General features: G+C 63.7%; 11 protein-coding genes. 6 read left to right on the top strand and 5 right to left on the bottom strand.

All coding sequences use genetic code 11. The annotated features are described in order from the left end of the window. Positions 1–7: 7 nt before the first annotated feature. Together BB934_RS25255 and BB934_RS25250 are read left to right on the top strand one after the other, a co-directional pair. The gene (locus BB934_RS25255) at positions 8–460 is read left to right on the top strand and encodes a type II 3-dehydroquinate dehydratase (RefSeq protein ID WP_099512145.1); all 453 of its coding nucleotides are present in this window, start codon (positions 8–10) and stop codon (positions 458–460) included. A 5-nt stretch (positions 461–465) separates the two neighbouring features. Next, positions 466–1,368: a shikimate dehydrogenase gene (locus BB934_RS25250; RefSeq protein ID WP_099512144.1), complete on the top strand. Its 903-nt coding sequence runs from the start codon at positions 466–468 to the stop codon at positions 1,366–1,368. 28 nt (positions 1,369–1,396) lie between these two features. Here BB934_RS25250 and BB934_RS25245 read toward each other — a convergent pair whose 3' ends face one another. Both BB934_RS25245 and BB934_RS25240 read right to left on the bottom strand, forming a co-directional pair. Further along, the gene (locus tag BB934_RS25245) at positions 1,397–2,605 is read right to left on the bottom strand and encodes a glycoside hydrolase (protein ID WP_099512143.1); all 1,209 of its coding nucleotides are present in this window, start codon (positions 2,603–2,605) and stop codon (positions 1,397–1,399) included. A 17-nt stretch (positions 2,606–2,622) separates the two neighbouring features. Then, entirely contained in the window at positions 2,623–3,933 is a 1,311-nt protein-coding gene (locus tag BB934_RS25240) for a family 1 glycosylhydrolase (RefSeq protein WP_099512142.1), read from the bottom strand. Between the two features lie 202 nt (positions 3,934–4,135). On the opposite strand from BB934_RS25240, the gene BB934_RS25235 reads away from it, so the two are divergent. Then, a complete protein-coding gene (locus tag BB934_RS25235; RefSeq protein WP_099512141.1) occupies positions 4,136–6,001 on the top strand; it encodes a glycoside hydrolase family 2 protein in 1,866 nt (621 codons plus the stop codon). 54 nt (positions 6,002–6,055) lie between these two features. Here BB934_RS25235 and BB934_RS25230 read toward each other — a convergent pair whose 3' ends face one another. From BB934_RS25230 to BB934_RS25220, 3 genes are read right to left on the bottom strand one after another with little or no spacing between them, the layout of a single operon-like run. Beyond that, on the bottom strand, positions 6,056–6,880 hold the full coding sequence (locus tag BB934_RS25230; protein WP_162299191.1) for a carbohydrate ABC transporter permease: 825 nt from the start codon (positions 6,878–6,880) through the stop codon (positions 6,056–6,058). After that, positions 6,877–7,815, bottom strand: a complete 939-nt coding sequence (locus tag BB934_RS25225; RefSeq protein WP_099512139.1) for a carbohydrate ABC transporter permease — start codon at positions 7,813–7,815, stop codon at positions 6,877–6,879. Before BB934_RS25225 ends, BB934_RS25230 begins: the two co-directional genes overlap by 4 nt. A gap of 36 nt (positions 7,816–7,851) precedes the next feature. Further along, positions 7,852–9,180 (bottom strand): ABC transporter substrate-binding protein, encoded by a 1,329-nt coding sequence (locus BB934_RS25220; protein WP_099512138.1) that lies wholly within the window; start codon positions 9,178–9,180, stop codon positions 7,852–7,854. Between the two features lie 134 nt (positions 9,181–9,314). On the opposite strand from BB934_RS25220, the gene BB934_RS25215 reads away from it, so the two are divergent. Genes BB934_RS25215 through BB934_RS25205 form a run of 3 tightly spaced genes read left to right on the top strand, consistent with a single transcriptional unit; the run spans position 9,315 to position 11,834 of the window. Continuing rightward, positions 9,315–10,202 carry a dihydrodipicolinate synthase family protein gene (locus BB934_RS25215; protein ID WP_157934307.1) on the top strand — a complete coding sequence of 296 codons (888 nt, stop codon included), beginning with the start codon at positions 9,315–9,317 and terminating at the stop codon, positions 10,200–10,202. Further along, positions 10,199–10,873: a GntR family transcriptional regulator gene (locus BB934_RS25210; RefSeq protein WP_099512136.1), complete on the top strand. Its 675-nt coding sequence runs from the start codon at positions 10,199–10,201 to the stop codon at positions 10,871–10,873. The genes BB934_RS25215 and BB934_RS25210 overlap by 4 nt, the downstream gene beginning before the upstream one ends. A 19-nt stretch (positions 10,874–10,892) precedes the next feature. Beyond that, positions 10,893–11,834: a PfkB family carbohydrate kinase gene (locus tag BB934_RS25205; RefSeq protein WP_237050095.1), complete on the top strand. Its 942-nt coding sequence runs from the start codon at positions 10,893–10,895 to the stop codon at positions 11,832–11,834. Positions 11,835–11,854 lie beyond the last annotated feature (20 nt).

Raw genomic sequence — 11,854 nt, 5'->3', positions numbered from 1 at the left:
AAGTGAGATGACGAGCAAACCGATCTATATCCTCAATGGACCCAATCTCAATCGCCTCGGCACGCGCGAGCCGGAGATCTACGGCCGCACGACGTTGGCCGAGGTCGAGTCGATGTGCCGTCAGGCGGCGGGAGACCATCCCATCGTCTTCAAGCAATCGAATCGGGAATACGAAATCATCGACTGGGTGCATGAGGCCATCGACCAGGGCAGCGGGATCATCATCAATCCTGCCGCCTTCACCTTCACGTCGATGGCGATCATGGACGCCTTGAAGATGTTTCCAGGCCCCATCGTCGAGCTGCACATCTCGAACATTCATCGCCGGGAGCAGATCTATCACAAATCCTATGTCTCCCCGGTGGCAACGGCCGTGATCGCAGGCCTGGGCACGAACGGCTACCCGGTTGCGGTCCATGCCGTCCTCGACATGATCGCGAAGGCATCCGCAAAGGCGTGAAATCCATGACGAGCGGTCGACCAACCGCAGCGGACTCCGATGACGACGATGCCAAGCGGCTGTCGAGCTTGCCTTCCGTTCTCGTGGGGTTGGTCGGTGCCGGGATCCAGGCGTCCCGCACGCCCAGCCTTCACGAACGGGAGGGCGCCCGGCAGGGGCTGCGCTATGTCTACAAGCTGATCGACCTGGAGGCGCTTGGCCTCGGTGCGAGCGCGCTCCCCGACATCCTGACAGCCGCCCAGCGCTTCGGTTTCGCCGGCCTCAACATCACCCATCCCTGCAAGCAGGCCGTCATTCCCCTTCTCGACGACTTGTCACCCGACGCGGCTGCGCTCGGGGCGGTGAATACGGTCGTTCTGAAGGACGGCCGGCGTGTCGGGCACAACACCGATTGGTGGGGCTTCGCCCAAAGCTTCCGGCGCGAGTTGCCCGACGTCCGTCGCGAGCGGGTCGTCCAATTCGGGGCCGGCGGCGCGGGTGCTGCCGTCGCCCATGCGCTTCTCACCCTCGGGACCGGCGAGGTCATCCTGATCGATACGGATCAGGCCCGTGCCGGGAACCTCGCCGCATCGTTGAGAGAGCGGTTCGGGGATAGGCGCGCCTCCTGCAGCTTCTCGGTTCAGGATGCGGTGGATGCAGCCGACGGCATCGTCAACACGACCCCGCTCGGCATGGCGAAGTATCCGGGCATGGCCCTGCCCGCCGAGTTGCTGCGCCCCGAGCTATGGGTCGCCGACATCGTCTACTTCCCGCTGGAGACCGAACTCCTGCGCCACGCTCGCGCCCGCGGATGCCGCACCATATCCGGCGGCGGCATGGCGGTCTTCCAGGCCGTGGGCGCCTTTCGGCTCTTTACCGACCGCGACCCGGATGCGTCTCGGATGCTCCGCCATTTCGAGGAAATGTGAGGCTCGGTTCGGCAACACTTAGCCTGTCTTAAAACGCCGCCATCTGCGCTCTTGCGTTCCGTCTCGGCCGGGCCTTTTGGCCGGCGAGCAGCGCGTGGTGAAGCTCATCCACGTGACGCACGGATTGCAGGGCCTCGAGCATCGGCTCGCAGATCAGGCGCTCCCCGCAGGGGTCTCGGTGGCAGACCGGGTCCCAGAGGCCCATCGGCGTCCAGATGTCCGGATCGTGCCATTCTGGCATGCCGAGGATCGGATAAAGGCACACGCCGCGGATCGGAACGCCGTCGAGGAGAAGCATCTGCGCCTCCTCCGCCACCTCCCGCAACCAGCGGCCTCGGCTGTCGCCGATATGGCTGGTTTCGGTGATCATCACCTCGCCGCCATAGCGCGTCCACACCGAGCGCACGAGGTCGCCGAGGGGCCATCGGCGCGGATCGTCCTCGGCGAGCGGTGAAATGACCCCATCTGCACCCGGCGCGGCACCCCATTCCCACTGGTTCGTCCAGTAATAGTTGATGCCCACCACATCGAGGTGTTTCCGGCTACCGCCGAGCTCCGGCAGGAGCCGTCCGCAGAGCATATCCCAGCTCTGGAAGACGAGGCGGTCGTTAAAGTCGCGCGCGCCGTCCTCCATGTCGGGCCGGTCGGGCGGCGGAGCCACACGGCACAGCGGATCGACATTGACGATGCGGGCTCCCGGCGAGGCTGCCCACAAGGAATTGATGCCCTCGATGGCCGCCCGCGTGAGCGTGACCTTGAGATCCCAGCCGCGCCCCGTCTCGTGCGGTGCGAACAGGCCTTTCTCGCCCCCGGCATAGGCCATGAAGGAGGGCTCGTTCACCGGCGTGAAGGCGCAGGTCCCTTCGGTCCTTGCGGCGATATAGCGGCCGATGGCGTAGCAGTAATCGGCAAAGCGCTTCTGGAATTCCTCGCTCCAGAGATCCAGCCCCTGTGGGTATCCGTAATGGAACAGATCCCAGATCACCTCCACGCCGTGGCGGCGCGCTGCCTCCACGAACGGTTCGACCGTAGAGAAGTCGTAGCGTCCGTGCCCCAGGTCCACCAGCGGCCAGCGGATCGTCTCGCGGGCGGCATGGATGTCGAGTGCAGCAAGCTGTCGGTAATCGTCGTCGACCGTCCGGTCATGGCCAGTTGCGACCACCTGGTCGAACCATTGGCCGTGCCGGTTATAGCCGGTCGAACCCTCAAAACCGGCCAGAAAGAAACTTCGATACATCCCGCTTCTCCCCTTCTTTATCCGGCAACGGCACGGGCCGGAGCCTGCGATAGATTGCCGACCGCATTAACCCCGCCCCTCACCAAGTGCTGGTAGCTATCAACCGCGGATGTCCGGACCCGGCGCAGCGGATCCGCCTCGTCAGGGACAATGTCCCACAGGCCCATTTGGGCGAGATGCTCCGTCACGGGCCGCCGACCCTGGCGATAGGCCCAGGTGACGAGGGCGAAAGTCGGCCACCAGGTGTACCCGACCAGCGGCACACCCTCCTCGCGCAGCTCCCGCGTTGCGGCGACAGAGCGGTCGAGCCAATCGAGCCGGCGGCGGAGCGAGCCGATGGACGCCGTTTCCGAAATCGTCAGCGGCACGCGATACCGCTCGTAATAGAGGCGCCCGAGGCGCGTGATGAGGTCGGCGCCCGCATAAGGCATGCGGATGCGAAAGCGCCCGCCGGAATCTCGCACCAGCTTCTTCTGCGTGAACATCGGATAGAGATTCATGCCGATCACAGGGACCTCGACCGAATTGTCGAGGAACCATTTCAGCTCGCTTTCCCGGGCTCCGTGCTTCAGCAGCCACGGCCACAGCAGATGGCTCTCGTCGATGCGTCCCGAGACCAGATCGAGGGCCAGGAAGACGATCTCCTGACGGTGCCTCGCCTCGTCCTGGAATTCCGGCTCGTCCGTGTCGAAAAGATCGGTAGCGTCGACGAAATAGGGCACGATCTCCGGATCGACGCTCTCCAGTGCTCTTACCGTCTCCACCATGCCTCTCGCGATCGCCAGCATCAGGGCGACGAAGCCCGACCAGCTGCGCCGGAAGGGCGGCCACCAGCCCAGGCGACCGCAATACCAGCCGGTGATGCGGGGCTCGTTCAGCGGCGTGTACCATGTGATCCGCCCCTTGAAGCGCTCGGCGAGCCGGGCGGCGTATTCGGCCACGAATTTCGGATAATCGGGATGGAGAAAGGCGTTCTCGATCCAGGCCGGGAGCCCGTAATGGACAAGGTCGACCTGGGGGTCGACGCCAAGCTCGAGCAGGCGTCCCAGAGCCTCATCGGGAAAGGTCCAGTCCCAGACCGACCGCTCGGGCTGGATCCTGTGCCAAGGCACGCCATAGCGGGCGCAAGGCACGCCCAGCTCGGCAACGAAGCCGAGGTCTTCCCTCCAGCGCTCGTAGTGGCCGGTCAATTCGTATTCGTCCAACGTCCGCCCGGTCACGGGGTGCGGCGCGGTGATGAAAGTGTCCTCGATGCCGGTAGACCACCAGAATGCGTCCGAATTGGTCAAACGCCGGAGCTGGGATCGAGGCGGAAGCGCGTGGGTCATACCGGGGCCATCCCTTGGGCGTCAGTGCTTCCACTGCAGCCATCGGTTGGGCCGTGGACGAACCTCGGCCGTCATATGATTACGCGGGAAACGGTTCACATGCGCGAAAGTTGCACTGCTCGTACCGTTTAGAACATCCCCTGCCCTCGCGCGTTGGTCGGGCGGAAGCGTCGGGCTTCCCTCAAGACAAGGAGGCGCGACCATGGCCGAGACGATCTCCCCCTCGGATCTCCACCCCCGCCCGCAGCTGCGCCGGGACCGCTGGATCGACCTTTGCGGAGCCTGGGGTTTTGCCTTCGACGACGAGGATATCGGTCTCGCGGAACGGTGGTTCGACCAAGCGGAGCCGTTCAGCCGCGAGATCATGGTGCCCTTCCCGCCCGAGAGCGAGCGGTCCGGCGTTCACGACACGGGTTTCCACCCGGTGGTCTGGTACCGCCGTGAAATCCAGATCGGCGAAGGGGACCGGCTCATGCTCCATTTCGGTGCCGTCGACTACAAGGCCTCGGTCTGGGTCAACGGCCGCCTGGCCGTCGAGCATGTCGGGGGGCAGACGCCATTCTCAGCAGACATCGCTCCCCTGCTCGTTCCCGGCGACGTACAGGCGATCGTCGTCCGCGCCGAGGACGAGCCACGGGATCTGCAGCAGCCGCGCGGCAAGCAGTACTGGGAGGAGCAGCCGGGCTATATCTGGTATCACCGGACCACCGGCATCTGGCAGCCGGTCTGGCTGGAACCGCTTCCGCAGGTTGCGGTCTCGGAGCTTCGCTGGACACCGGACGTCGACCGCTTCGGCGTTGGAGTGATCGTCAGGCTCGACCGGACGCCGCAGCAGGATTGGCGCGTGCGCGTACGGCTGTCAGGGGACCGGCCGACACGCGTTCTTGCCGACGACACATGCCTCGTCTCCGGCAAGGAGCTGCGCCGTGACATTCTCCTCGACATCAACGATGCGGCCGTCCGCCGCCGCCGCACGCTCCTCTGGGCACCGGAACACCCCAACCTCATCGAGGCCGTGATCGAGGTGATCGACGGGCAAGGCGCGATCGTCGACCGTGTCGAGAGCTATTTCGGTCTGCGCCGGATCGAGGCGCGGGACGGCCGCTTCATCATCAACGGCATTCCGGTCTTCCTGCGGCTCGTGCTCGCACAGAATTACTGGCCGGATTCCTTGCTGGCCGCCCCAGATTCCGAAGCGCTCAGGCGCGAGGTGGAGCTGGCGCAATCGCTCGGCTTCAACGGCATCCGCATCCATCAGAAGATCGAGGACCCCCGATTCCTGTATTGGTGCGACAGGCTCGGCATGCTCGTGTGGAGCGAGGCGGCCAATGCCTATGTCTATTCCGACCGTGCGGCGGAGATGTTGACCCGCGAATGGCTGGAAGCGGTGCGCCGAGATTACAATCACCCTTCCATCATCACCTGGGTGCCGCTGAACGAGAGCTGGGGCGTGCCCGATCTCGACCGCTCGGCGCAGCAGCGACACTTCGTGCAGGCGCTCTATCATCTCACCCGCGCCCTCGACCCGACGCGGCCGGTGATCGGCAATGATGGATGGCAGCATGCGGTAGGCGATGTGTTCGGCGTGCACGATTACGCGCCGACCGGGGATATGCTGCGGGAGCGCTATGCCGACCGCGCGACGATCGCACGCACCTTCCGCGAGGTGCGCCCGCATCATCATCCGCTTCTCGGAGAAGGCATCGCCGTCGACGACGAACCCATCGTGATCAGCGAGTTCGGAGGGCTCGGCTTTGTTCCGCAGGGCACGGAAGATTGGTTCGGCTACGGCCAGTTCGCCGATGCCGATGCGTTGCTCGCCCGATACGAAGAGCTTGTCGATGCCCTCCTCGCCTCCACCGCCCTTGCCGGGTTCTGCTACACGCAGCTGACCGACACGGCGCAAGAGACGAACGGCCTCCTGACCGTGAATCGCGAGCCGAAATTCGACGTCGAACGCCTGCGCGCCATCAACAGCCGCCCCTCGAAGGCGGTCCCGAGCGAGATCCTGGACGTCCTGATCAAGCAGGAGGTGGAACGGCGCCGGCGTGAACGCGGCCAGGAATAGGAACCGTCATCGGCGGCACGAGGATCCCCCGGCTTGAATCGAGCCGAGAGATCCTTAGCCCCCCTTCACCGCTCCAGCCGTGAGGCCGGCCACGATCTGGCGTTGCGCGATGATGGTCAGAATGAGAACCGGCAAGGTCACGATCAGGGCCGCGGCAGCAAGCGGTCCCCAGCTCAGCTGCTCGAAGGACAGCATGTTGTACACCGCCACCGGCAATGTCCGCGTCTCGCGGCCTGCCAGGACGACGCCGAAGACGAAGTTGTTCCACGAGAAAATGACAGCAAGGATGAAAGCGACGGTGATGCCCGGCTTCGCGATCGGCAGGGCGATGTGTCGGAAGACATCCCACCGGTTGGCGCCGTCGATGACGGCCGCCTCTTCGAGCTCCAGCGGCGTCGTCTCGAAATAGCCGATCATGATCCAGATGACGATCGGAACGGTGATGACGAGATGCGCGATGATCTGCGGCACGAGCGTGCCCATCAGCCCCAGCCATTGGAACAGCAGGAAGAGCGGGATGAGATACGACAGACCGGGGGTCATGCGGGCGATGAGCACCACCACCGCGGCCTTGGTCGCGCGCATCCTAGCGATGCCATAGCCCGCGGGAACGCCGATCAGGAGAGCGAGCCCGGTCGCGACGCCCGTCACGATCAGGCTGTTGATGAAGAACAGCCCGAAGCGGTTCGACTCGAACACACCCGTATAGTTCTTCCAGGCGAACCGCTCAGGAATGAAGATGGGCGGATAGGCAGCGTTGTCGACCTCGAATTTCAGCGAGAGCGAAATCATCCAGAGAAAGAACAGGACGGCCGGCGAGATCAGAACGAGGCCGACGAAGAACAGGCCGAGCGAGTTGGAGATCCTTCGGATGCTCATGCGCCCCCCTGAATGTCGGTCCACTTCGTCCGCTGGCGCAGGTGAAGCATGAGAAGGGACAGGCCAATGACGAGGGCGAAGAACACCACGGCGATCGCGGACCCGTAGCCGACATCGTAATAGGCGAAGGCCACGGTGTAGAGGTAAAGGTTGATCGTTTCCGACGCCGTGCCGGGCCCGCCCTGCGTGATGGCATAGATGATATCGAAGCTTTTCAGGGCATCGATGGTGCGGATGATCACGGCTACCATCAGGAACGGCGCGATCATGGGCAGCGTGATATAGCGGAAGCGCTGGAACACATTCGCGCCGTCGATGGCAGCGCTCTCATAGGGTTCTATCGGGATCGCCGCGAGGCCTCCCAGCACGATCAGCATGACGAGCGGTGTCCACTGCCATGTCTCGACGAGAACGAGCGACGGAATCACGGTCGAGGGACTGAAGACCCAGGCCTGCGGTCCGATGCCGACCAGGGACAGGAGATAGTTGAGCACGCCGAGCTGAGGATGGAACATCATCGTCCAGACGAGGGCGATGGCCACCGGCGTCGCCATCATCGGCATGACGAATATGCCGCGCAGGACGCCCCTCAGCGGCACCTTGGAGTTGAAGATCAAGGCCGCGAGCGTGCCGAAGATCAAGGGAAGCACCACAGCCAACAATGTATAGACCAGCGTTTGCCATACTGACGTAAGGAAGCGCTCGTCCGATGCCAGCCGCATATAGTTGGACAGGCCGGCGAAGCGTCGCGCCCCGCCGACAGTCCATTCATGCATGCTCATCCATATCGTGAAGGCCCAAGGAAATACGATGACCGATCCCACCACCGCGACGGCGGGAACGACGAAGGGCCAATAAATGCCCCGTGGGCGGGCGCCCGTCGCGGGCGCCGCCTCTGTCACGGGTGTGAGCTGGCGTTCAGCGATGGTGGACATGGGTGCATTCCACCATCCCAACCGATCCGCTCGTCATCAGGCTTTCTCGCTGCGCTCGAGGATGGGCTTGAACTGCTCGGTCGCCTTCTTCATCTCGATGGCTGCATCGCCTCCTCCGATGAGGTTGGTCAGGCCGATGCCGATGATGTCGCGGAACTCCGTCACCGGCTGGACGACGGGAAGACCCAGCTTGCTGATCTTGCCCGATTCCACCACGGCGTCGATCCAGGCCGCTGGCATCTTCACGCCTTTGCGGACCTCGGCGTCGCTCAGGATGGACGGACGGAACGGAACGCCGCCGCCGGCCTGCAGAAGACGCGCACCCATCAGCTTCGAAACGGCCCATTGGCAATACAAATAAGCCGCTTCCTTGTTCTTGCTGGCGGAGGTGACGCCGATGCCGTCGCCAAACGTCGCCGAAGCCTGAGCCTTCGGCCCCTTCGGCATAACACCATAACCGACCTTGCCGACGATCCGCGACTTCTCCGGATCTTCGAGCGGCGGCGCGAAGCCGACACCGTCGAGCCACATGCCGACCTTGCCCTGCAGGAAGGCGGACTGGCACTCCGACCAGTTGAACCCGGCAACGCCCTGGGGCGAAGACTTGGTGAGGAGACGCTGATAGAGCTTCGCCGCCTCGATGGCCTCGGGGGAATCCGTCATCAGGTTGCCGTTGGCATCGACCGGATCGATGCCATAGCCGAGGAGGAAACTCGTCCAGACGGGAACGTTGGCGTTCTTCAGACCACGCGCAACGAAGCCGTATGTGCCTTCCTTGGGATCCGTCAGCGCCTCGGCCGCCTTCACCATCTCCTCGAAGGTCTGCGGATAGGCGAGCCCCTTCTTCGCGAAAAGGTCCTTGTTCCAGTACACCAACCAGTAATCGACCGAGAACGGCAGCGAGAGCATCTGGCCCTGCGGGTTCTTGGCGTAGAGCAGACCGGCCTGGGAGAAGTCGCTCTCCGTCAGGGTGGATTCGGTCAGCTCCGGATTCTTCATGAACCCGTTCAGGTCGGCCAGCCAGTTCGCCTTCTCGAACTGACGCTTCTGGACGTGATAGCTTATATGGACGACATCGAAGCTCGGGCTGCCGGAATTCAGCTCGATCACGGCCTTCTGCCGCTGCTGCTGCTCCGGCGTCTGCTCGGAAGAGACCTGAATCCCCGTAAGGTCGGTGAATTCCTTCTCGAACTTCTGCAGCACCTCGCCGCGCGGGCTCTTGATGAGGTTCACCCCAATCTTCGCGCCGGCATATTTCTTCCAGTTCACATCCGCAAAAGCGGGTGTCGCTCCGCTGAGACCGTATGCGGCTGCGGCCGCCGTGCTTGCCAGAAATGTACGACGCGTCACTGCAGACATTGCCATCTTCCTCCGTGTTCCGATGTTGCGGTCCGTTCGGACTCGTTTCTGTGCTTGCAACGGATTAAGCACCATGTAACATGTTAGTGTCAACACGCCAGTTGCTTGGCGCCAATTCAAGCTGTTTACCGGAGGCTTCCTTGTCCCTCAGCTTTGGCATCAGTCCCGCCCTCGTCACCCCCTTCGTGGACGGCAAGGTGGATGTTACCCGTCTGGCCGGCCACGCCAAGGAGTGCCTTTCGCGTGGCTGCCGGAGCGCTACGATTTTCGGCACGACGGGCGAAGGCCCGTCTGTGGGCGCCCTTGAGCGCGACCGCGTCGCCAATGAACTGATCGGCCTCGGCTTTCCGGCAGACCGATTGGTGGAAGGTGTCATCGCCTGCTCGCCGGAAGAGGCTGCAACCAGCACGAGCCAAGCTCTGAACCGAGGCGCCAGTGCGGTCCTGCTCGCACCGCCCTTCTATTTCCGTCCGGCACCGGACGATGCCGTGTGCGAGTGGTACACCGCCGTGTTCGAGGCTGTGGGCAGCAATTTGCGGGACATCATTCTCTATCACATCCCAGGCATGACGGGCGTGCCGCTTTCCCACGCCGTCATTTCCACGCTTCGGGAGCGTTTCCCCGGAGCAATCAGGGGTGTCAAGGACAGTGCGTGCGATCCCGAGGCGACCTTCGCCTTGATCAAAGCCTTCCCCGATATCGAGATCCTCGTCGGCGACGAGACTTATCTCGGCCGCGCCTGCGCGGCGGGTGCTGCCGGCTCGATCTGCGGCGTTGCCAATATCGTACCCGAAGCCGTGATCGCCCTGGCGGAGAGCGGCCAGGACGATCCGCGCATCGTCGAACTGGTTCGGGAGATCTGCCGCCATCCCATCATTCCGATGGTCAAGGCGCTTGTGGCGCATGTGCGCCAGGATCGCGCCTGGGCCGTTGCGCGGCCGCCGCTTCCGACTCTCGATGCACAGAGCGCTGCGCGCGCCATCGCATTGCTCGACCCCTTCGGAGCGCCGACAAAGGCCGTTGCATGACAATGGCCCGCCACGCACCTCGCTCCGAAATCAAGCTGCGCGAGCGGGCCTATGACGTGTTTACGGAACAGTTGCTGCGGAGCGAGATCAAGCCGGGCCAGTTCGTGACCCAGCGAGAATTGGTGGCACTCACCGGGCAATCTCTCGGTGCGATCCGCGAGTTGATTCCACGCCTGGAGGCGGAGGGGCTGATCGTCACCGTCCCGCAGCGTGGATTGCAGATCCTGCCCCTCGACATCACCCTGATCCGCAACGCCTTCCAGTTCCGGCTGATCCTGGAGCGGGAAGCGATAGCCTCGTTCAGCCAGAACGCCAGCGACGCAGCAATCGAGCGGATCGAGGCGTCCCATCAGGCGATCGTCGCAGCAGCGCGGGACGGCCTTACCGACCGGCTCATTGCCGAGGCGCAGAAGGTTGACCGCGAATTCCATGAAGCGGTGATCGACGACCTCAGCAACGACATCATCTCGAAAGCCTATCGGGTCAACTGGATCAAGGTCCGCCTGATCCGGCAGAGCGAGACAAGTCTCGACGAGGAACTCGTGATCCCGGTGATGCACGAGCACCTCGCCATCATCGGCGCCATGAAGCGGCGGGATGCGCGCGCAGCCGTGGAAAGCGCGGTTGCACACATCATGAACGCTCGCGCCCGAGCTCTACGGCTCGAATGAAGCCTCCGGCTTGCCCGCCATGGTGAACGATAAGCCGATCATCTGTCTGGGATGCGCGTTCTGGGATACGATCTTCAAGATCGACCGGATCCCGCAGCACGGCACGAAGATCCTGCCGGACAAGGCGGTTCAGGCAGCCTCGGGAATGGCGACGGCGGCGGCCGTCGCAATCGCCCGTCTCGGCGGCAATGTCGAACTTTGGGCGCGCATCGGCGACGATCCGACCGGTGACAGCTTTTTGCAGGATCTGTCCCGCGAGTCGGTCCGTACGGACCGCATCCGCCGGATTCGCGGCGCCCGGACGGCCTTCTCGACAATTCTCGTCGACGACACGGGCGAAAGGCTGGTGGTTCCCTATACCGACCCCTCTCTCGACAGCGATCCGGGCTGGCTGCCGTTGCACGACATTGCGCAGGCCGGCGCAGTGCTCGTCGACATGCGGTGGCCGGAAGGGGCGAGAGCCGTTCTGCAGGCCGCGCGATATCACGGCATTCCGACCATCCTCGATGCCGACATAGCCCCGCCCGAGATGCTCCGTGAAATGATTGCCCTGGCGGATCATGTCCTGTTCTCGGAACCTGCCCTGCTCTCGCTCACGGGCGATGTTTCCACGCGACAGGCGCTGCGAGAGATCGCCATAAGTCTTCAGGCTAAAGTCGTCGGGGTGACGCTTGGGCCCGCAGGGGCGCTTGTATGGAGACGCGGAGCGTCAGGGGGAATTGTCGACGAGTTTCCGTCGATATCGATCGCGGCCATCGACACGCTGAACGCAGGCGATGTCTGGCATGGGGTCTACGCTTACGGCCTGGTCAACGATTGGGACCTGGGGCAGACCGTTCGCATGGCCAATATCGCCGCAGCGATGAAATGCGAGCATTTCGGGGGACGGCTCGGCTCCCCGCGCCTGGCCGATCTGCTCGAGAGATTCCACCGGCACCACCCTGAACCCGACGATCGTTAGGCGCTCGGTCGCATATCTCG

Source organism: Microvirga ossetica (assembly GCF_002741015.1).
Classification (GTDB): Bacteria; Pseudomonadota; Alphaproteobacteria; order Rhizobiales; family Beijerinckiaceae; genus Microvirga; species Microvirga ossetica.
Note: the sequence above shows the minus strand (reverse complement) of the source record. Positions and strands in the feature narration are given on the sequence as shown.